This window comes from Rubrobacter marinus (genome assembly GCF_011492965.1).
GTDB classification, from domain to species: domain Bacteria; phylum Actinomycetota; class Rubrobacteria; order Rubrobacterales; family Rubrobacteraceae; genus Rubrobacter_F; species Rubrobacter_F marinus.
Genome location: NZ_CP045121.1, coordinates 197,752 through 217,847, shown reverse-complemented (window position 1 = coordinate 217,847; position 20,096 = coordinate 197,752). Strand labels below are relative to the sequence as shown.

The window sequence follows — 20,096 nt, the reverse complement described above, 5'->3', positions numbered from 1 at the left end:
CCGGCGGGCCCCGGGCCGGGACCCGGGGCCGCGATGTCGTCCCGTACCCCTAAGCGTACCGCCTCTTCTTGCGGCGGCTCCGGGCGCTCTCCAGGAGGGAGTAGCCCACGGGGACGACCAGGAGGGTGAGGAAGGTCGAGGTGGCCAGGCCGCCTATAACGGTGATGGCGAGGCTCGCGGAGATCAGGCCGGAGCCGCCGCCCGCGAGGCCCAGGGCCAGGGGCAGGAGGGCGAAGATGGTGGCCAGCGCCGTCATGAGGATGGGCCTGAGGCGCGCCCGGCCGGCCTCGACCACCGCCTCGTCGCCGTCTTCGTGGCGCCCGCGGGCTTTTATGGCGAAGTCCACGAGCAGGATGGCGTTCGAGACGACGATACCTATGAGCAGGAGGATGCCGAGGAGGCTCGGGAGGCTCAGGGCGGTGTTCGTCAGGAGCAGGGCCCCGAAGGCGCCCGCGGTCGTGAGGGGGACGGCCAGCAGGATCACGAGCGGTATCAGGACGGAGCCGAAGAAGACGACGAGCAGGAGGAACACGAGCGCGAGCGCCACGATGATGGAGTAGAACAGGTTCCTGAAGCTCTCCTCGATGTCCTCGTTCTCGCCGCCGACGCTGACCTCGACGTCGCCCGGCAGGTCAAGCTCCGCCAGCGCCGTCTGGGCCTCGGCGGAGACGGTCTGGGTGTCCTGGGAGACGATGCGGGCGTTCACCGTTACGGCGGGCTCCCCGTCCACCCGGCTCTTCGCCGCCGGCGCCTCGACCTGGGTCACCTCGGCGACGTCGCCGACGGTGAGGCCGGGGGCGAGGGAGAGGGCGCGGACCTCGTCCACGGTGTCGGTCGCCTCGGGGGCAGGCTGACGGAGACCGGATCCCCGCCGACGCTCGGCGCCCCGCCGGGGCACCGGGGGCGCCGCCGGGAGCTCCGCCACCGGGGCGCCGGAGCCGCTGCCGAGGAGGGTTGCGAGGGCGCCCGAGACCGTCTGGGGGAGAGGCCGGCCTCCGCGGAGCGCGCGGGGTCGACCTCCGCCACGATCTCGGGGTGCCGCCGGAGACGTCGCTTCGGACGTTGATGACGGAGTTTATGCTCGATATCTCGTCGGTGACGATGCCGGCGGCGTCCTCGCGCTCGGCCTCCGTCCCGCCGGTGATGATCGCCTGCAGCTCGCCCTGGGGCGGGCCGTTCTGGAGGATCTCGGCCTGGAACTGCTCCTCCCCGAAGATCTCGCGCCCCTCGGCGCTGATGCGCTGGATGGTCTCCTGCGGTTCGGCCTCCTCTTCGATGTTGATGAACGCCTGGGCCTGGTTGGCCGAGCGTATGGGCGAGTTGGGGTCGAAGTTGTCCTCGCCGGCGATGGAGATCTGGTAGTTGCGCACGTCGGGGTCGTTCTGGAGAAACTCCTCGAACGGGCGCACGGCCTCGTCGGTCTGCTGGAGCCCGGCGCCGGGCGGGAGCTCCACCCTGGCCTGCGCGATCCTCTCCTCGCCGGCCGGGAAGAAGCTGACCGGGAGGAACGGGATGGCCGCGAGCCCGCCGACGAAGACGACCAGCGCGAGCACCAGCACGGCCGCCCGGTGCCTGAGCGCCCAACGGAGCATCGGGGTGTACAAGCGCACGAGGAACCCGTCCTCCCCGTCCCCGGAGGGACGCTCGGAGGACCGGCGGGAGGCCCGCGCGGCGAGCAGCACGATGCCAACGACGAGCAGCGTCGCGAGGACCGCGGCCGTGGCGATCACGGCCAGCGAGCCGAGGTCCAGCCCCGTCGCGGCGTCGAGGAGGCCCGCCGGGACTCCGGGGACGCCGTCCAGAAGCCCCGCCCGGGCGGCCACCACGAAGGCGACCGCCGACGCGACCAGGAGTACGATCCCGCCGACGAGCACGCGGAGAAGGCCGCCTCCGCCCCCCCTCTCGGCCCGGCGTGCGCGGCGGCTGCCGGGCCGGGCGTCGGGGGCGTCCTCGTTGGAGGAGTCCTGCGCGGACCCATCGTGCTCGCGGGACGCCCGGCCCGCCCCTTCGCGCCTGATGAACACGCTGACGAGGACGGGGATGATGGTGATGGAGACGATCAGGGAGGCGAGCAGGGCGAGGGCGACGGTGAGGGAGAGCGGGACGAAGAACTTCGAGACGATCCCGCCGACCACCGCGAGCGGCAGGAAGACAGCCGTGGTCGTGAGCGTGGACGAGGTGATGGCGCTCGCCACCTCCGTGGTCCCCCTGAGCGCCGCCTCCTCGGGGTCGTAGCCCTGCTGCACGTAACGGTAGGAGTTCTCCAGGACCACGATCGCGTCGTCCACCACGCGCCCGACGGCGATGGTTAGACCGGCGAGCGTGAGGATGTTCAGCGTCAGGTCGTAGCCCCAGGAGAAGAGGAGCGCCGCGAGGACCGAGGTCGGCAGGGAGACGGCCGTCACGAGGGTCGCCCTCAAGGACCGCAGGAAGAAAAAGATCACGAAGATCGCGAGCAGGGCGCCGATGGCGGCCTCCTCGATGAGGCTGTTGATGGACTCCTTGACGTCCTCGGCGGAGTTGAAGACGACCTGGACCTGATCCTCCCCGAGCTCCTCGCGAGCGCCCGCCAGCGCCTCCTCGACGCCGGCGGCGACGTCCACGGTGTTGGCGTCGGGGGCCTTGGTTATGTTCAGCCCGAGGCTCGGCTCGCCGTTGGTGCGCGCGATACCGGAGAGGTTCGCGTCCGCGACCCGCACGTCCGCTATCTCGCCGAGCGTCACCGGCGCTGGCGGAGCGGCGGCGTACTGGGAGGCCCCGGCGGGCGCCCCGGCCGCGGCGCCGGGAGGCGCTCCCCCGCTCGGAGCCCCGCCGGATGCGCCTCCCGGCGCGGCTCCGGCGGCGGCGCTTATGGGCAGGTTCCTGAGCGCCTCGACGTCCCCGACCTCGCTGGCGACGCGCACGGGGGTCGAGAGGCCCTCCACCTCCACGGAGCCGACGGGCGAGTTCGCGTTTGCGCCCTGTATGGCCCCGACCACGGCGGCGGCGGGGAGGCCGTTCTCTTCCAGGGCCGCCGGGTCGAGCTCGACCTCTATGCGCTCCTCGGAGCCGCCGACCACGTCGACCCGGCCGATGCCGTCGACCTCTTCGATGCGCGGGACGACCTCGTCCTCGGTGTACGTCGTGAGGGCGGCGAGGTCCCCGTCGCCCGCGGCGAGGGAGACGTTCATGATCGGGAACTCGGAGGCGGACTGGCGCCGGACCTCGGGCTCGAGCGCCTGCTCGGGGAGCCCGACCCCCTCGATGGCGCTCTGGAGCTCCGCCTCGGCCTCCTCGGTGTCGGCGTCGAGGCTGAACTCGGCGATGACGACGCTGAAGCCCTGCGCGGAGTTGGCCTGGACGCCCTCCAGGTTCTCCACGCCGGTGATGGCGCTCTCCAGGGGCTGGGTGACCGTCTCGTCGACGGTCTCGGGACCGGCGCCGGGGACGGGGGTGGAGATGGTGATGATGGGGAACTCGATGTCCGGCAGGAGCTCCTGGTTGAGGCGCGTGGTCGCGAAGACGCCGCTTCCTATGAGCAACAGCGTCGCCAGAAAGACGACGGACTTGTTCCTCAAACACCAGCTAACGATGCGACTCATGCTTCTCCTCTCCGTGCGCCCCTTCGAAGCTCTCCACCAACAGCCTCAAGCCTTTCAAGAATGCCCGCACCTCGTCCTCCGTCATACGGCCGAGCACCTCGCCGAGTTTCCGGCCGCGCCCCTCCATCATCCTGCGCGCGATATCCTGCATCCCCGGAACGTAGTCCACGAGCACCACCCGGCGGTCGGCGGGATCCGGGCGCCGCTCGACCATCCCGTGCTCGGAGAGCCGATCCACGAGCTGCGAAGCGGCCGGGGGCGTCACCCCCACCGCCTCCGCGAGACGGCCGATCGAGTGCGGGCCCCTACCCAGCGCTATGAGAACCTGCACGTGCCCCGGCGAGAGCGTCGCGTCCACGGGGATGCCCCGCCGCGCCAACTCTCCCACCTCCGAGGGATCCGGCCTCCCAAGCCCCCGCGCCAGAACCGGCAACAGCATCAGAACCTCGTCGACCAACCGTTCCCGATCCAAGCAACTTCTCCTACATATTTAAGCAACTTATTTAAACCGCTTAAATATTATTCGCAAAAGGGTGGTTGTCAACGGCTAAGATAGGGAGTTGTCGGTTTCTAGCACGCGGGCTGGGGCCGGGGGGTGCGCTGGGGCACCGTCCCGCCTCTCCGGCGAGGGGGTGCGGGCGGGGCGATGAGGTTGCGGAGGGTGTTGGGCGTCGCGGGGCTTCTGGCCGGCGGGCTCGCGGTGGCGAACCGGAGGCTGGAGAAGGTCGGGGAGCCGGCGCGGCTCGGGGGCGAGGAGGGGCGCTACCGTTGGCGAGGGGGGAGCTCGCGTACGCGGTCGCCGGTGAGGCCGGGGCTCCGCCGGTGCTGCTGGTGCACGGGGTGTACGCGGGGGCCTCGTCGTTCGAGTTCAGGAGGAACTTCGAGGCGCTCTCGCGGGACTTCCGGGTTTACGCGATCGATCTCCTGGGCTGCGGGGCCTCGGAGAGGCCGGAGCGCGGGTATGGGCCGGACGACGTGGCGGAGCAGGTCGAGGGCTTCGCGAGGGACGTGATCGGGGCGAGGACGCACCTCGTCGCCTCTTCGCTCTCGGCCGCGCTCATCGTGCCCGTGGCGGTACGCTCTCCGAGGCTCTTCGGGAGGCTCGTCCTGATCTGCCCGACCGGCTTCGGGAGCCTCGATCGGCCGAGCGGTCGGCTCGGGGACGCGATACACGCGTCGTTCCGGGCGCCCGTAATAGGCGACGGGCTATACAACGCCATCGTCTCCAAGGCCGGCATCCGGTACTACCTCGGGAGGATCGCGTACCACGACGGGGGGCTCGTCGACGAGGATCTCGTGTGGGACTACTACCGGACGGGTCACCAGCCCGGCGCCAAGCACCTCGCCGCGGCGTTCGTCTCCGGCAAGCTCAACTTCGGGCTGAAGGGGCTCTGGTCGCGGGTGCCCCAGAAGACCCTTCTCGCCTGGGGCCAGGAGGCGAGGACGACGCCCCTGAGGCAGGCCGAGGTCTTCACGAGGGGCAACCCGCGAGCCGAGCTACGGGTCTTCCGGGACGCGGCCCTCCTGCCCCACGACGAGCGGGCGGAGGCCTTCAACGAGGAGGTACGGAGGTTTCTGCTGGGCGGCAAGGCGGCGAAGGCAGGCCAAGTCGGCGCGTAGCCGCGGCAGGACCGGCTCGGCGCCATCGCGTCGCGTGCTTCGGGAGGTGTCACGCGACCCGGCGCAGGTCCGCGGGAGGAGAGGGATGAGCAGGAGGAACCCGGGGTCGGGACGGTGGAGGTACGCAGGGTCGGCCGTGCTTCTCGCGTTGCTGGCCTGGCTGCTCCTCGCCGGGCGGCGCGGGGGGGACACGCGGCCCGAGCCGCCGCTGCCGCCCGCCGCGCGGGGGAGGTGGGCGTTCCAGGCGCGCTATATGGCGTCCGTGCTGTCGATGCTCTTCGTACCGTCCATGCGGCGGCAGGCGGCGCGCCAGATCTCGGGCAACAGCAGCGCCGCCGCTCGCGCCGTCGCGGAACCGGCCGCGTATCGGCAGGAGGCGCGCTATTCGCTCCCCTTCCGGGGGGAGTGGTACGTCTACAACGGCGGCCCCGACGAGGCGACGTCTCACTCCTGGGACGTGGTGGCCCAGCGCTACGCCTACGACTTCGTCATGGTCGACGGATCGCTGCGGCGCTGGTCTCGGGCGGGGGAGCATCTGGAAGACTACCGATGCTACGGCGCTCCCATCCTCGCTCCGGCCGACGGCCTGGTCGTGGAGCTGCGCGACGGCGTGCGCGACGCACCGGGTGCGGGCACGGGATGGGTGGACCTCCTCACCGACGACTTCCGGGGGAACTTCGTCACGATCCGGCACGCCGAGGGGGAGTACGGCTTCCTTGCGCACCTGATCCCGGGCAGCGTTCGGGTAGCCGTCGGCGAGCGGGTGAAGGCGGGGCAGGAGATCGGCCGCTGCGGCAACTCCGGCCACTCCACGGAGCCTCACCTGCACTTCCACGTGCAAGACCGCGCCGATTTCTTCCAAGCCGCCGGCCTGCCCGTCGCGTTCGACGGGGTCTCGCTCGACGGCGAGGCGCCCGCGTCGCGGCTCTACCCGAGGCGAGGCACACGCGTTCGAAGCACCTGACGCCGCGGTCGAGGTCCTCGTCCTGCGGGGGGAACGGGGCGCCTCCTCTACGCGGGATGCGGCCTCGACGCTCCGGGCCCTCGGATCGCCGTCTCCGCCCACCGGCGCCGCGACCGGCCTCGTCCGGCGCTCCCCCGGGTCCTGGGCGAGGACCGTACCGAGAGGCTACGGCCGATCGCGGAGCACGCTCCGGTCGGGAGGGGGCGCCGGAGGGCAGGCGCGGCTCGGCCGAAGGCACGGACGTCTCCCGTGGCATGGGCCTTGCGCCTCGGGTAGAGTGGCCCGGGGTGATCGGGCACGCGCGGTTCCGGCGCATGCCCTTCGTGTCGGGGCTCTGGAGCCCGGGGCTTCGGGGGTTGCGTAGAGTGGGGAGGAGTACGCATGGCGCAAGACGTTCTGCTCGAAGGGGTCTCTTCGAGGACGGCCGACACCGGCCGGTTGAGGACCCGACTCCTGGAGAGCGGTCCGGAAGACGGCGTCCCGGTGGTTTTCGTTCACGGCAACGCCTCGTCCTCGCGGTTCTTCGAGGGGACGCTCGCGGCGCTGAGTTCGCTCGGCCGCTACCGTGGGCTGGCGCCGGACCTGCGCGGGTTCGGCGGCTCCGAGACGAAGCCGCTCGACGCTACGCGGGGCCTGGCGGACTTCTCCGAAGACCTGCGCGCGCTCGTGGACGCTCTGGAGCTTGGAGAGGTCCACCTCGTCGGCTGGTCCGCCGGGGGCAGCGTCGTGATGCAGTACGCCATCGAGCACCCCGACGCGGTCGCCTCGCTCGCCCTGATCAACCCGATGAGCCCCTACGGCTTCGGCGGAACAAAGGACGAGTCGGGTGCCCCGTGCTGGCCGGACTTCGCGGGGAGCGGGGGCGGGACGGCCAACCCCGAGTTCGTCGGGCGCCTCGGCGCGAACGACCGGACCGAGGACGACCCCAACTCGCCCAGAAACGTCATGAACAGCTTCTACTTCGCCCGATCCTTCAGGGCGCAACCCGAGCGCGAGGAGGTGTTTCTCTCCTCCGTGCTGAGCACGCAGACCGGGGAGGAGAACTACCCCGGCGACATGACGACCTCGGACAACTGGCCCGGCGTCGCGCCCGGGACGAGGGGCATGAACAACGCGATCTCGCCGAAATACTGCGACCTCTCGGGCTTCGCGCGCATCGAGCCGAAGCCGCCGGTGCTCTGGATCCGGGGCGCCGAGGACGCCATCGTCTCCGACGGCTCGTACCTGGACTTCGGCACCCTGGGCAAGATGGATGCCGTACCCGGGTGGCCCGGGGAAGATAAGTTCCCGCCCCAACCCATGGTCTCCCAGACCAGGGCCGTCCTCGAGGCCTACGCCGCCGCCGGCGGCTCCTACCGCGAGGAGGTCCTGGAGGAGTGCGGGCACACCCCGCACGTCGAGAAGCCCGAGGAGTTCCGGCGTCTCCTCGTCGGCTTCCTCGACGCCGCGACCTCGAAGTAGCGCCCTGCCCCGGTCCTTCGCAAGGAGAAAACGTGCAAAAGGCAGATGCAAGCAACGGGGCGAGGCTGATCTCGCTCCTGGCCTCGCTCCTCCTCGCCGTTGTGGCGCTTCTCGCGGTCCTCCCGGCGCAGAGGGGGGCGGAGGCTACCTCCTCGCGCACCCTCGAAGCCACTTACACCTCCGTCGCGAACGGCTGGGAGCGGGTGGAGCGATGGAAAGACGACGGCTCCGGCTTTCTCGCCGAGGACTACCCGCCCGACGGGCGGGGCAACCAGGACGGCCAGAGGCTTACCTTCTTCGGCAACGCCAAGCAGCCGCACTCCAGCCGTTTCCTGCTGTACCACGCCCCGGGATGGAGGACGGGGACGGTCCCCACGCCGGTGCTGCTCGTGCACGGCGCCAACGACAACCCGGACAGGGCATGGGCGAACCCGAACGAGCTAGGCTCCTACGGCTGCGGCGCGATCTCCTGCCCGTCCACGGGGATGATGCAGCACCTCTCGAGCAGGGGCTACGAGGTCTTCGCCATCGGCTTCCCCCACAAGCAGGGCGACAACTACTACTGGTCCGAGCAGATCGGGGACGCCGTCAAGATCATCAAACAAAAGACGGGGGCCTCGAAGGTAGACGTCGTGGGCTGGTCGAAGGGCGCCTTCGCCGCCAGGATGTACGCCTCCTCCGTGAAGAAGAGCTGGGGGACGGCCTACGGCGGCGACGTCCGCAAGCTCGTCTTGATCGGCAACCCCAACCGCGGCTTCGACTACATCTTCCGGCACGGCTGGTCGCACGACTTCCAGATCTTCCCGGAGTGCGGCGGCTCGGTGAACGCCCCGGCCCCGCACACGGAGATGGTCTGCTACGGCCTGAACCGCAACCACCCCGAGCTCTCCATCTTCAGGACCCCGCAAGGAGACCCTTACCCCGGCCAGCGACAGATGCTCGCCCGCTGGGACGGCGTCTACGGGCTCCCCACTTACGAGCAGGACTGGTACACGACGTACTACGGCGGGCAGGGGGTCTACACCTACGGCTACGGCATAGACCGCGCCATAGCCGAAGGGTCTCTCGTCGCGCCGATCTTGAACGCCGGCATCCCCGCCTCCGTCCCGACCTACCTGCTCTCCGGCAACCAGGCCGATATACCGACGATCCACAACGAGCACACGGGCCCTTCGGACGGCGTCGTGTTCGCGAACAGCTCGTCGAGCACCCAGGGGGTGGGGACCGTCGCCGGAAGGACCACCGTCTACCTGAACCACCTGGAACTGGGATGGGGGACGGCCTCCAAGGATCAGGTCGTAGCCTGGCTCGGGAGGTGAAACGGCGGGCGCTCCCCAACCGCGCCCAGGGCGGCTAGCTCCCGGAGGGCGTCCTCGCCTGGGCACCACCCTCCGCGAGAGCTGTCCGTCTCGCGCGCCCCGGGCCGTCCTCACGCCTTGCTCCGGACGAGGGAGACGCCGGCGCTCGCGGCGACGACGAGGGCGATGGCCGTGGCGCTCCTCGCGTTCAGCGTCTCGCCGAGGACGACGAAGCCCGCCGCCGCCCCCACGGCCGGCTCCAGGCTCATGAGGACCCCGAAGACGCGGGCGGGGAGGCGGCGGAGCGCCTCGATCTCCAGCGAGTAGGGGATCGCCGAGGAGAGCATCGCGACCCCGAAGCCGGCGGCGAGCAGGACGGGGTTCAGCAGGGCCGCCCCCGCGTCCCATACGCCCACCGGCAGGAGCAGGACGGTCGAGAGGCCCATGGCGAGCGCGAGCCCGGCCCCGCCGGGGTAGGCGCGCCCGGTCCTTCCTGCGAGCAGGATGTACGCCGCCCAGAACGCCCCGGCGAGGAGCGCGAGCCCCGCGCCTAAAGGGTCCACGCCGCCCGATGACGCCCCGAAGAGCCTGCCCAGCGGCGCGAGCAGCAGGATGCCGGCGGCGGCCAGCGTCACCCACAACACGTCCAGGGCGCGGCGCGAGCCCGCGACGGCGACGGCGAGGGGGCCCGTGAACTCGAGCGTCACCGCTATGCCGAGGGGGATGCGGCTCAGGGCCGCGTAGAAGCAGAGGTTCATAGCGGCCAGGGCGAGACCGAACGCGAGGAGGGTCGGGATGGAGCCGCGCTCGGCGGGGTCCTTCGAGAGCCTGGCCGTGCGCAGGGCGCGCCAGGGGCGCCAGATCGCGATCAGGACCAGCGCCGCGAAGCCCGTCCTCAGAAAGACCGTCCCCGCGGGCCCGAGGTCCTCGAAGAGCCCCTTCGCTATGGCCGCCCCGATCTGGACCGAGCAGACGGAGCCCAGCACGAGCCCTATCGGGGCCAGGGGCGGCCTCGACGGCTCCGCCGCCCCGCGCGAAGGCGCGCTCACGCGGGCAGACGCACCAGGTGGTCCAGGCGTCCGGCGAGGGCGAGGTCCATGAGCCGCCCGTCCACGGGCACGGGGGTCGCCCCGTACCGCGCCCCGGCCTCCTCCGCGAAGGCCCGCACGACCTCCTCGACGCTCGCGCCGCACCCGGCCGCGCTCAGGCTCCCGACGCTCCCGGCGCGAAAAGGAAGGGAGAGAGCACCGTAGACGCGGCCGAGGACGCGCGCCAGGTCGCCCTCGCCGTGCACCAGCACGATCCCCCCGACGCTCGCGGCCCGGCTCGTCAGGCGCTGGGCGATGCCGACGAGCTTCATGCCGCCCTCGAAAGATCCCACCCTGATGCTGTGGTCGCCGGGGCAGAACTCGTCCCGGACCTCGCCGACCTCCGCCCCGCGGAAGCCGAGGCGCGCGAAGGCGGCGAGCACGAACGAAGCGGCCTCGTCGTAGCGCTCCCCGACCCCGCGCCGGGCGTCCTCCGGCCGCGACGGGCGGATGATGGAGAAGCCCAGAGTTCCCGGACCGGCCGCGGTCGCGCCGCCGCCCGCGCCCCGGACGAGGACCGGGTAGCCCTCCTCGTTCGCGGCCCGCACCGCCCCCTCGAAGCCGCGGCGGCGGGTGTCGCGCCTGGTAACGCCGACGTGGAGGGCGGTGGGGGTGATGGAGACCGTCGGGGGCCTCTCGCCCGACGCGACGGCCTCGAAGACGGCCCGTTGGTAGGCGTAGGCCACCCCGGGGTCTTCGAACCTTTTCGGCGTCAGGAGGTCTATGGCGTGCGCCTTCGCTTTCTCTTCGAGGATCCCGTTACGTCGGTGGTTAGTCTACAGCCGGGATCAAGCGGCGCCACGCGCCCCGGCGCCCGCCGGCGGGAGGGACGCACGGCTCACGCGGCTCGCCATGAGGGCGGCCAGGATCGCGAGTACCCCCGCGGCGAGGAAGGCCGCGGTGTAGTCGCCGAGGGAGTCGCGGGCGACGCCGCCGAGGTAGGCGGCGAGGGCGGCTCCGATCTGGTGGGCGAAGAAGACCCAGCCGAAGACCGTCCCCACGTGCGCCCGGCCGAAGCGGTCCGCGACGAGCGCCACGGTCGGGGGGACGGTGGCGATGTAGTCGAGGCCGAAGAAGATGGCGAAGATGGCGAGCCCCGCGAACGCGTCGACGAACGGCAGGAGGAGGAGCGAGAGGCCGCGCAGGGAGTAGTAGACCGCGAGGAGCGTCCTCGGGTCGTAGCGGTCCGTGAGCCAGCCGGAGGCGATCGTCCCGACGAAGTTCATCGCCCCCATAAGCGCCAGCACGCTCGCGGCCGTCACCTCGGGGATGCCGTGGTCGATGGAGTGGGGGACGAAGTGGACCCCGATGATCCCGTTGGACGATGCCCCGCAGATAAAGAAGCTCCCCGAGAGCAGCCAGAACTCTGGGGCCCTCGTGGCCCGCCGGAGCACCCCTCCCCCCTCTTCGCGCTCGGCGTTCGCGACGGCGGTTCCGGGCTCGGGGGCCGGGCTCTCCTCGGCCGCGTTCGCCCCCTTCTCCCCCTCCCCGTAGGGCCGGAGCCCCATCCGGGACGGGTCGTCGCGCATGAAGAGGAGGACGGGGACGAGGATGAGGAGCGTCACGATCGCGAGGTAGACCGTCCCCTCGCGCCAGCCGACGGCGACGACGAGCCACATCAGCGCCGGGACGGAGACGAGCTGTCCGGCGGAGGCTGCGGCCCCGAGGATGCCGAGCACGAGGCCGCGCCGTTCGACGAACCAGCGGTTGGCGACGGTGGCCCCGAGGACGGGGGCGACGACGCCCGTGCCGATGCCGCTCAGGGCGCCCCAGAACAGGTTGAGCTGCCAGAGCTGGGTCATGGCGGCGCCCATCAGGGTGCTCCCCCCGATCACGACGAGGCCGAAGAGCACGACCCTCGTGGGGCCGAAGCGGTCCATAAGCCAGCCGGCGGCCGGACCGGAGAGGCCGTAGAGGAGGAGACCGATGGAGACGGCGAAGGAGATCGCGGCCCGGCTCCAGCCGAGCTCCATCTCGAGCGGGTTGATCAAGACCGCCGGCGCGGCCCGCACCCCCGCCGAGACGAGGAGCGCCAGAAAGACGACGGCCACCACGGCCCAGCCGTAGTAGAACCGCCCGCCGATCGCCTTCTGCAAGCCGTCTCCTTTCCTTGAAGGGCCATCTTACCGCGACGTCCTCCGCGGGCGTGTGGGAAGGCGCGCCCTGGTACACAATGACCCGTACGTCGGGAGAACGGTGGCGGCGCGTCTCCGCGGAGGGAGCGCCGCGAGGAGGTCTTGAGATCATGTTGACGCATCTGCAATACGGCGGGGCGAGCTCGGGGTAGAGATACCCTCGGACGACGTCACCGTGCTGGCGCCCAAGCCCGAGCCGGGGCTGCCGGACGAGAGGGCGGCGTTTCTGGAGGCGGTGAGGCAGCCCATCGACGCCCGCCCCCTGAAGGAGATCGTCGGCGCCGGCGAGAAGCTCGCCGTGGTCATCCCGGACGGCACCCGCGCCCTCCCTCGCGAGCGCCTGCTGCCGTGGCTCTTCGAGGAGCTCGCGCACGTGCCGCCCGAGAACGTCGTGATCGTGAACGGCACCGGCTCCCACCGCGCGAACACGGAGGAGGAGCTCGAGGCGATGGTCGGGCCGGAGGTGTACGCGAGGTACCGGGTCGTCAACCACAACGCCCACGACCCCTCCACCATGGAGCTCGCGGGCACCTCCCCGGTGAGCGGGCGCGACGTCTACATGAACCGCGAGTACGTCGAGGCCGACCGCAGGATCGTGATGGGCTTTATCGAGCCGCACTTCATGGCCGGGTTCTCCGGGGGGTACAAGGGCATCTTCCCGGCGGTGGCGGACATCAACTCCGTGATGGACTACCACAGCGCCCCCATAATCGGCCACGCCAGGAGCAACTGGGGCGTCCTCGAAGACAACCCGACCCAGGAGCGTATCCGGGCCAACGGCTCGCTGCTGCCCGTCGATTTTTGCATCAACGTGACGCAGAACCGAGACCGCGAGATCACGGGCTTCTTCTGCGGCGAGACGCTGGCGGCCCACGCGAGGGGATGTGAGGCCTCGCTCGCCTCCGTGATGGTCGCCTGCGAGCGGGAGTACCCCATAGTCGTCACCTCTAACGGCGGCTATCCCCTGGACCAGAACCTCTACCAGGCGGTGAAGGGGATGTCCGCCGCCGCCCAGATCGTCTCCGAGGGCGGCCTCATCCTCGTCGCCTCCCGCTGCAACGACGGCTTCCCGGACCACGGCAACTTCCGGAAGATGCTGCTGGAGCACGACTCGCCCGAGGCGATGCTGGAGACCATCTACTCCCCCGGCTTCTCGACGTACGACCAGTGGCAGGTGCAGCTCTTCGCCCTGATCCTGCAGAAGGCCAGGGTCGGGCTGTACAGCGAGATCGAGCCCGACGCCGTCCGCCGCGTCCACATCGAGCCGGTCGCCGACATTACGGCGCGCATCCGGGAGGAGCTGGACCGCATCGGCCCGGACGCCCCCATAGCCGTCCTCCCCGAGGGCCCGATGACCGTCCCGTACCCCGAACGCGCCCGGGCCCAGGCCTGAGGAGCGCCCCGGCCTCACCGGGGGAGCCAGGCCAGGATCCTGCGGGTCACGAGGTCGGCGGCGTCCTGCTGCACGAAGTGGCCAGCCCCGGGGACGGTGACGAGCGTCAGCACGCCGTCCACCCACTCCCAGGTCCCGTTCAGCGCGCCGGGGAGCAGGTACGGGTCCTCGAGGCCGTGGATCTGGAGCACCGGACATCCCACCCGCGCCTCCGGCGGTCCCGCCGCCCGGTAGGGCTCGCGCGGGTAGTGGCGCTTGTAATAGAAGAGCATCGCCTCGAAGTCCGACCGCTCGAAGGCCTCAACGTACCGGGGCCTCGCCTCCGAGTCCGAGACCCAGCGCGCCAGCGTCACGGCGTCGAGCTCCTCGTGCGCGCCCTCCTCCTGAAAGCGGCGCGTGTAGGCGCTCGCCTCGTACTGCTCGGGGTTTTCGGCGAGCTCGCGGGTGAGGCCCGAGAGGTGCGGGAGGTTGAGGACGGCGAGAGCCCCGATCATCTCCGGCACCCTCGTGGCGAACTGCCAGGCGATGGCGCCGCCCCAGTCGTGGCCGACGACCGTAGCGCCCTGTCGGCCCTCGGCCCGGATCACGGCGCTCACGTCTCCGAGGAGCGCCCGCATGCCGTAGCTCCCCGCCCCCTGCGGCGCGTCGGAGAGGTTGTAGCCGCGCAGGTCGGCCGCGGCGACGCGATAGCCGGCGCCGGCGAGCCCCGCCATCTGGTGCCGCCACGTGTACCAGAAGTCCGGGAAGCCGTGCAGCATGACGACGAGCGGCCCCTCGCCGAGAGCCGCGTAGTGCAGACGAACCCCGTCGTTCTCCGCGTAGCGGTGCTCGACGCTCTCCTCGAAGCCGGAGAGGTCGGTGGTGACCGGGGCGGGGGGCGGCGAGGGCTTCGGGAAACCGCCGAGAGGGTCGTTCACCCTCGCTCCCCGGGGTGGAGCATGACCTTGCCCCGGTTCAGACGGCCTTCGAGGTGGCGGTGGGCCCCGGCGGCCTCACGTAGGGGGAAAGTCCGGTCAACGTGGACCTTCAGGTCGCCCGCTACCACGGCGCTCGCCAGCTCCGCGAGGTCCTCCCTCGGGTCGTAGCCGAGGCGTTGCATGAGGTTGGTGACCTGGAAGCCGTAGATCGCCACGTTCTTCGGGTAGAAGTCGCGCGTGTCGATCACGCTCTCCTCCAAAGCGACGTTCGCGAGGGCCACGACCCGGCCGCCGTGGCCGGCCGCCTTCAGGCTCTCCCCGAAACGGGCGCCCCCGACCGTATCGAGCACGACCTCGGCGCCCGCCCCGCCGGTCAGCTCCAGAACCCGGTCCACGACGCTCTCGCCGGAGTGGTTTACCCCGTGGTCCGCGCCGTTCCCCAGCGCCCAGTCGAGCTTCTCGTCCGAGCCGGCCGTGGCTATGACGGTAGCCCCCGCCGCCTTCGCGAGCTGCACGGCCACGTCCCCGACCCCGCTGGCCGCGGCCCACACGAGCACCGTCTCCCCCGGCTCGACGCGGGCCAGTCGCCTCAGGCAGTAGAAGGCCGTGAGCGGGGCGACGGGGAGGGCCGCCGCCGCATCCCAGCCCAGGCCGTCCGGCATGCGTACGACGCGCCCCTCGTGGACGGCGGCGTACTCGGCGTAGAAGCCCGGCCTGCCGCCGAAGGCGAACACGCGGTCCCCGACGCCCACGTCCGTCACCGACGCGCCGGTCTGACGGACCACGCCGCTGCCCTCGAAGCCCGGAACTATCGGGGGCTGTCCGGCGGCGTGGTAGCGGCCGCTCCTGGTCAGGGCGTCGGCCCGGTTGACGCCCGCGGCCTCCAGCTCGATCAGGACCTCGCCCTCCCCGGGCGCGGGGAGCGGAACCTCTTCCTCGCGCAGCACCTCCGGTCCCCCGAACTCCCGCACGAGCGCGGCCCTCATCGTCTCGCTCAACTAGCTCCCTCCCCCTCGCCGACCGGGCCGGCGTCTTTGCGGTCGTTTCCGCCGTTCTCGCCGCGGAAGATCATACAGGTCGTGGTCGCGTGGCCGTAGAGTCTTCCCCCCTCGTCCAGGAGCCGCGCCTCGGCGGTGGCGATGCGCCCGCCGACGTGGATCGTCTTCCCCTCACACAGGACGCGCCCGGTCCGAATGCCGATGGGCCGCAGGAAGTTCACCTTGAGCTCGACGGTCGTGTAGCCGACCCCGGCGGGGAGTTCGGAATGGACGGCGCAGCCCATCGCGGAGTCGAAGAGGGCGCAGGCGAGGCCGCCGTGGACGGTCCCGATGGGGTTGTAGTGGTACTCGGCGGGGACGCACTCGAAGACCACCCGGCCCTCCTCGACCTCGGCGACCCCGAAGCCCATGAGCTCCGCGATGGGCGGGCCGGGAAGCTCCCCGCGGCCCATCGAGCGCAGAAACTCCAGCCCGCTCATCTCCTTCGCCGCCTCAGCACCCGCGAGCGGGTCCTGCCAGCTCACGGTGCGGCTGCGGTTCGCGGTTACGCCCACCTAGCTTCCCCTCCCCGCCTGCGCGCTCCCCGCATCGGGGCGCGACAGCGAGCGGAGGTACTCCTCCAGGTGCTCCACGGCCCGCTCCATGTGCGCCGGGTCGTCGTTGAGCTTGCTGAGCATCAGCGCGCCCTCCAGCGTAGCCACGACCACGCTGGCTACCTTTCGAGGGTCGGTCCCCCCTTCCAGCTCCCCGCTCGCCACGCCCTCCTTCACGATGCTCCCGACGAGCCGGAGCCAGTCCGTCGCCGCCCCCCGCGCCCTCTCCTTGAGCGCCCGGTGCGCGTCGTCCGCCTCGATGGCGGTGTTGAGCACGGGGCAGCCGCCCCTGACCGGCGGGTCCTCGGCCATGCCCCCGAGCACGCCGACGACGGCGAGGAGTTTCTCCAGGGTCCCCATCCGTCCCTCCAGCGCCTCGTCGAACCGCTCGCTCATCACGCCTACGGAGTAGTCGAAGGCGGCGAGGGCCAGCTCCTCCTTGCTGCCGAAGTGGTTGTAGATGCCGCCCTTCTCTAGACCCGTCTCCCGCACGAGGTCGCCCATGGAGGCGCCAAAGTACCCCCTCGTATTGAAGACGGGCGCCGCGCGCTCGACGATCCGGCGCCGCGTCCTCTCGCCCTTCGTCACCACGGCGTCCTCACCCCTCCGGTACGTCTACTACGGCCAGGGTGCAGCGCGAGACGCAGACGGGCTTGTCGCCCTCGTCCCGGATCTCGACCTGCCACACCTGGCTGTTCCTCCCCCTGCGCAACGGCGTCCCGACCGCGACCAGGGTCCCGGAGCGCTTGGGCCTGAGGTGGCTCGCGTTGATCTCCGACCCGAACGCGACCTTGCCGTCGGGACAATTGAGCCACGCCCCCGTGGTCGCGACGGTTTCGGCCAGGACCACGCTCGCCCCGCCGTGCAGGAATCCGAGGGGCTGCACGTGACGCGCATCCACCGGCATACTCATCTCCACCCTCTCGGGGCTCAGCTCCACGTACTCGATCCCCAGGTCCCTGACCAGCCCCTCCCTCTCCTTGAGGTCCTCGATCTGATCCGTCTTCATCGCCCGTCTCTCCCTCCGCCAGCTTCCACTATTTACAAACCAACTGGTCGGTATTATTGTTCCCCTCGTCCGTGGAGTCAAGAGCGAGAGGAGAGGGTAGCCGTGAAGCTGGGGCGCGAAGCTCGACGTGGACGGCGACTCGACCGCAATTCGGGGGAGGGTCATGCGCGACGGGGATAGGATGAAGAAGCTCGTCCTGCTGGCGAGTTGCCTGGGGTTCTTCGTGGCGATTCTGAGGGCCACGAGCGTGAACACGGCGCTGCCCGCGATACGGGCGGACCTCGGCGGCGGGCTCTCGGGGCTGCAGTGGGTCTTGAACGGGTACACGCTCGTCTTCGCGAGCCTGCTCCTCACCGCGGGGGCGCTCTCGGATCGGCTCGGGGCGCGGCGGGTGCTGTTGTGGGGGCTCGGCCTCTTCGCGCTGGCCTCTGGGCTCTCTGCCCTGGCGCCGACGCTCGCGGTCCTGATCCCGCTCCAGGCGCTCCTCGGTGTCGGGGGGGCGCTCGTCGTCCCGGCGACGCTCGCCCTGATCTCGGCCGCCTTCCGGGAGCCCGCCGAGAGGGCTCGGGCGGTGGGGCTCTGGTCCGCGACGGCCGGTCTCGGCGTGGCGATGGGCCCGCTGCTTGGCGGGCTGCTGGCCGGCTCCCTGGGCTGGCGGAGCGTGTTCGGGCTCAACGTGGCGCTCGTGGTGGTCGTCGCCGCGCTGGCCGTGCGCTTCGTCCCCCGCTCGGCGCTCGTTCCGGGCCGGGGGGTGGACCTCGCCGGGCAGGCGCTCGGCATCCTCGCGCTCGGTTCGTTGACCTACGCCCTGATCGAGGCCGGAGGCCGAGGGTGGGGCGGGACGTCCGTGCTCCTGGCGTTCGCGGTCTTCGCCGTCTGCGCCCCGGCCTTCGTCCTCGTCGAGCGCCGCCTCGAGCGGCGCGGCGCGAGCCCGATGCTGCCGCTCGGGCTCTTCGGGAACGCGACCTTCTCGGCGGGCACCTTCGCGGGGGCCTCGCTCACCTTCAGCGTCTACGGGCAGCTCTTCCTGCTCTCGCTCTTCTTCGGGGAGGTACTGGGGTACGGGGCGGTCGCCACCGGGCTCGCCTTCCTGCCGCTCGCCTTCGTCACGTTCGGGGCCTCGGTCGTCTCCGGAAGGCTGGTGGCGCGCTTGGGGCTGCGGACGCCTCTGGTCGCCGGTCTCGGGCTGGCCGGGGTGGGCTCGCTCCTCCTCGTCCTCGCGGGAGAAGACGTGTCGTACGCGGCCCTCCTGCCCAACCTGCTGCTCGTCGGGGCCGGAGGCGGGCTCATCCTGCCGCCGGCCACCGCCGCGGTCGTCTCCTCGGCGCCCGTCGAGCGCGCCGGGATAGCCTCGGCCATCGTCAACGCGAGCCGGCAGGCGAGCGGCGTACTCGGCGTCGCCCTGCTGGGCTCCCTCGTCGCCGGCGAGGGAGGGGCGGCGTTCGCCGAGGGGCTGCGCCTCGCGGGAATCATCTGCGCCCTCGTGCTGCTGGCGGGGGCGGCGGTCTCGCTCCTGTACGTCCGCGCTCCGCGCAAGGAAGCGGCGTCGGAGGAGGCGCCGGCGAGGGCCGCCCCCTAGCCCCTGTCCCCGGGCTGCCGCCGCGACAGCAGTCCGGACCCGGCGGCTACCAGCGCCAAAAGGGCGCAGAGGGCGAGCAGGAGGAAGGCGTCCGAGAATGGCGCCGCGTTCGGGGTCCCGGCGTAGAAGGGGTTGAGGGCGCGGGCGTCCGGGGACCGGGCGGCGAAGTAGGAGCCGACGATCGCCGGTCCCGCGCCACCGCCCAGAAAGAAGAGCATCTGGTAGATGCCCAGGCCCACCCCGATCTCCTCGCGCGGGAGCGTGTTGGCGGTGGCGTTGGTGTTCGGGGAGGTGAACCCGGCGAAGCCCACCCCGACGCCGAGCATCCCCAGGGTCACGACGAGGTAGGAGCCGCCGGCCCCGAAGGTCGAGAGGACGAGCAGGGAGAGGAAGAGGGCGAGGATCCCGGCCACGATCGGGGGCCCGGGGCCCGTGCGGTCCGAGACCCTCCCGGCGAGCGGGGAGAGGAGGGCCACGGCCACGGCGCCGGGCGCGAGCGCGAGCCCCGCCGCGCCCGCGCCGAGGCCGTTGACGTCGAGCAGGAGGAGCGGCACGAAGACGATGCTCGTCAGGTTCGCCAGCATCCCGAAGAAGCCCACCGCCGAGCACGCCAGGTACGCCCGGTTCGTGAGCAGGCGCGGGGAGACGAAGGGCGCGGGAACCCTGGTGATCCGGCGGGCGAACGCCGCCCCCGAGAGCAGGGCGCCCGCGCAAGACCCCCACAGGACGGGCGAGGAGAGGCCGAGGGGCTGCCCCTCCGTGACGGCGAAGAGCGCGAGCCCCGCGGTGAGCGCGAGGAGGAGGCCGCCGGGGAGGTCGAAGGAGGCGCCCCCCTCGGGGGAGGTCTCCGGCAGGACGCGGAGCGCGGCGGGGATGAGCAGGAGGCCCAGGAGGAGCGTCCCGTAGAAGAGGGCGTGCCATCCCGCGAACTGCACGACTATGCCGCCCACGACCGGGCCGACGGCGCCCCCCACCCCGACGCTGGAGACGATCAGGCCGAGGGCGCCGCCCCTCCTCCCGGGCGGCAGGAGGCGGGCGACGGAGGTGCTCGAGAGCGCCGGGATCGCCGCGCCCCCGGCGGCCTGCAGCATGCGTCCGGCGACCAGCACCGGGAGGCTCGGCGCGAACGCGCAGACCAGCGAGCCCAGGGCAAAGCCCGCGAGGCCGACGCAGAAGATCCTGCGCACGCTGTAGACATCCGAGAGCCGCCCGTAGAGCGGGACGCCGACGGCGAAGACGAGGAGGTAGCCCGTGATCACCCACCCCGCCTCGGCCTCCGTCGCCCCGAACTCGTCCCCGATCGTCGGGAGCGCGACGTTCGTCATCGAGCCGTTCATGACGATCACGAACACCGCGAAGGCGACGACCGCCAGCAGCGCCCGGAACGGGAAGTCCGGGACCTCGACCCCGGGCTCTCTCTGCGCGGCACGGTCCATAGGGGACCATTCTCGCACCCGCCG

General features: G+C 71.5%; 18 protein-coding genes. 6 read left to right on the top strand and 12 right to left on the bottom strand.

The window, feature by feature from the left end; all coding sequences use genetic code 11:
• Window positions 1-49 precede the first annotated feature (49 nt).
• From GBA65_RS01205 to GBA65_RS01195, 3 genes are read right to left on the bottom strand one after another with little or no spacing between them, the layout of a single operon-like run.
• A complete protein-coding gene (locus tag GBA65_RS01205; protein ID WP_166394796.1) occupies window positions 50-730 on the bottom strand; it encodes an efflux RND transporter permease subunit in 681 nt (226 codons plus the stop codon).
• Window positions 633-3,581 carry an efflux RND transporter permease subunit gene (locus GBA65_RS01200; protein WP_166395024.1) on the bottom strand — a complete coding sequence of 983 codons (2,949 nt, stop codon included), beginning with the start codon at window positions 3,579-3,581 and terminating at the stop codon, window positions 633-635. The genes GBA65_RS01205 and GBA65_RS01200 overlap by 98 nt, the downstream gene beginning before the upstream one ends.
• Complete coding sequence (locus tag GBA65_RS01195; protein WP_166395023.1) at window positions 3,565-4,053, bottom strand: MarR family winged helix-turn-helix transcriptional regulator; 489 nt, start codon at window positions 4,051-4,053, stop codon at window positions 3,565-3,567. Before GBA65_RS01195 ends, GBA65_RS01200 begins: the two co-directional genes overlap by 17 nt.
• A gap of 296 nt (window positions 4,054-4,349) precedes the next feature.
• Here GBA65_RS01195 and GBA65_RS01190 point away from each other — a divergent pair, with 296 nt between their 5' ends.
• From GBA65_RS01190 to GBA65_RS01175, 4 genes are all read left to right on the top strand, one after another.
• A complete protein-coding gene (locus GBA65_RS01190; protein ID WP_166395022.1) occupies window positions 4,350-5,201 on the top strand; it encodes an alpha/beta fold hydrolase in 852 nt (283 codons plus the stop codon).
• An 85-nt stretch (window positions 5,202-5,286) separates the two neighbouring features.
• Window positions 5,287-6,165, top strand: coding sequence for a M23 family metallopeptidase (locus tag GBA65_RS01185; protein ID WP_166395021.1), 879 nt, complete (start codon window positions 5,287-5,289; stop codon window positions 6,163-6,165).
• Window positions 6,166-6,546: 381 nt separating this feature from the next.
• Window positions 6,547-7,626 (top strand): alpha/beta fold hydrolase, encoded by a 1,080-nt coding sequence (locus GBA65_RS01180; protein WP_166395020.1) that lies wholly within the window; start codon window positions 6,547-6,549, stop codon window positions 7,624-7,626.
• 32 nt (window positions 7,627-7,658) lie between these two features.
• Complete coding sequence (locus GBA65_RS01175; RefSeq protein ID WP_166395019.1) at window positions 7,659-8,945, top strand: esterase/lipase family protein; 1,287 nt, start codon at window positions 7,659-7,661, stop codon at window positions 8,943-8,945.
• A 110-nt stretch (window positions 8,946-9,055) separates the two neighbouring features.
• Here GBA65_RS01175 and GBA65_RS01170 read toward each other — a convergent pair whose 3' ends face one another.
• The 3 genes from GBA65_RS01170 to GBA65_RS01160 form a co-directional block, all read right to left on the bottom strand.
• The gene (locus tag GBA65_RS01170) at window positions 9,056-9,973 is read right to left on the bottom strand and encodes an EamA family transporter (RefSeq protein ID WP_166395018.1); all 918 of its coding nucleotides are present in this window, start codon (window positions 9,971-9,973) and stop codon (window positions 9,056-9,058) included.
• On the bottom strand, window positions 9,970-10,698 hold the full coding sequence (locus GBA65_RS01165) for a lipoyl protein ligase domain-containing protein (protein WP_166395017.1): 729 nt from the start codon (window positions 10,696-10,698) through the stop codon (window positions 9,970-9,972). The genes GBA65_RS01170 and GBA65_RS01165 overlap by 4 nt, the downstream gene beginning before the upstream one ends.
• A 102-nt stretch (window positions 10,699-10,800) precedes the next feature.
• Window positions 10,801-12,108 (bottom strand): MFS transporter, encoded by a 1,308-nt coding sequence (locus tag GBA65_RS01160; protein ID WP_207956039.1) that lies wholly within the window; start codon window positions 12,106-12,108, stop codon window positions 10,801-10,803.
• A 214-nt stretch (window positions 12,109-12,322) separates the two neighbouring features.
• Here GBA65_RS01160 and GBA65_RS01155 point away from each other — a divergent pair, with 214 nt between their 5' ends.
• Entirely contained in the window at window positions 12,323-13,540 is a 1,218-nt protein-coding gene (locus GBA65_RS01155; protein WP_207956038.1) for a lactate racemase domain-containing protein, read from the top strand.
• A 14-nt stretch (window positions 13,541-13,554) separates the two neighbouring features.
• On the opposite strand, the gene GBA65_RS01150 is transcribed toward GBA65_RS01155, so the two are convergent.
• The 5 genes from GBA65_RS01150 to GBA65_RS01130 are packed head-to-tail and all read right to left on the bottom strand — an operon-like array spanning window position 13,555 to window position 17,057.
• Window positions 13,555-14,457, bottom strand: a complete 903-nt coding sequence (locus GBA65_RS01150) for an alpha/beta fold hydrolase (RefSeq protein WP_207956037.1) — start codon at window positions 14,455-14,457, stop codon at window positions 13,555-13,557.
• Window positions 14,454-15,455 (bottom strand): quinone oxidoreductase family protein, encoded by a 1,002-nt coding sequence (locus GBA65_RS01145; protein WP_207956036.1) that lies wholly within the window; start codon window positions 15,453-15,455, stop codon window positions 14,454-14,456. Before GBA65_RS01145 ends, GBA65_RS01150 begins: the two co-directional genes overlap by 4 nt.
• Window positions 15,452-16,009: a PaaI family thioesterase gene (locus GBA65_RS01140; RefSeq protein ID WP_207956035.1), complete on the bottom strand. Its 558-nt coding sequence runs from the start codon at window positions 16,007-16,009 to the stop codon at window positions 15,452-15,454. The genes GBA65_RS01145 and GBA65_RS01140 overlap by 4 nt, the downstream gene beginning before the upstream one ends.
• On the bottom strand, window positions 16,010-16,636 hold the full coding sequence (locus tag GBA65_RS01135; protein ID WP_166395016.1) for a TetR/AcrR family transcriptional regulator: 627 nt from the start codon (window positions 16,634-16,636) through the stop codon (window positions 16,010-16,012). It abuts the gene before it with no gap.
• A gap of 10 nt (window positions 16,637-16,646) precedes the next feature.
• On the bottom strand, window positions 16,647-17,057 hold the full coding sequence (locus GBA65_RS01130) for a PaaI family thioesterase (RefSeq protein WP_166395015.1): 411 nt from the start codon (window positions 17,055-17,057) through the stop codon (window positions 16,647-16,649).
• A 163-nt stretch (window positions 17,058-17,220) separates the two neighbouring features.
• Here GBA65_RS01130 and GBA65_RS01125 point away from each other — a divergent pair, with 163 nt between their 5' ends.
• Window positions 17,221-18,636 (top strand): MFS transporter, encoded by a 1,416-nt coding sequence (locus GBA65_RS01125; RefSeq protein ID WP_166395014.1) that lies wholly within the window; start codon window positions 17,221-17,223, stop codon window positions 18,634-18,636.
• Here GBA65_RS01125 and GBA65_RS01120 read toward each other — a convergent pair.
• The gene (locus tag GBA65_RS01120) at window positions 18,633-20,072 is read right to left on the bottom strand and encodes an MFS transporter (RefSeq protein ID WP_166395013.1); all 1,440 of its coding nucleotides are present in this window, start codon (window positions 20,070-20,072) and stop codon (window positions 18,633-18,635) included. The genes GBA65_RS01125 and GBA65_RS01120 overlap by 4 nt on opposite strands.
• Window positions 20,073-20,096 lie beyond the last annotated feature (24 nt).

Coding starts and splice junctions, on each gene's coding strand:
- GBA65_RS01200 (WP_166395024.1), bottom strand. CDS start 3,581: ATGAGTCGCATCGTTAGCTGGTGTTTGAGGAACAAGTCCGTCGTCTTT.
- GBA65_RS01185 (WP_166395021.1), top strand. CDS start 5,287: ATGAGCAGGAGGAACCCGGGGTCGGGACGGTGGAGGTACGCAGGGTCG.
- GBA65_RS01180 (WP_166395020.1), top strand. CDS start 6,547: ATGGCGCAAGACGTTCTGCTCGAAGGGGTCTCTTCGAGGACGGCCGAC.
- GBA65_RS01130 (WP_166395015.1), bottom strand. CDS start 17,057: ATGAAGACGGATCAGATCGAGGACCTCAAGGAGAGGGAGGGGCTGGTC.
- GBA65_RS01125 (WP_166395014.1), top strand. CDS start 17,221: ATGCGCGACGGGGATAGGATGAAGAAGCTCGTCCTGCTGGCGAGTTGC.
- GBA65_RS01120 (WP_166395013.1), bottom strand. CDS start 20,072: ATGGACCGTGCCGCGCAGAGAGAGCCCGGGGTCGAGGTCCCGGACTTC.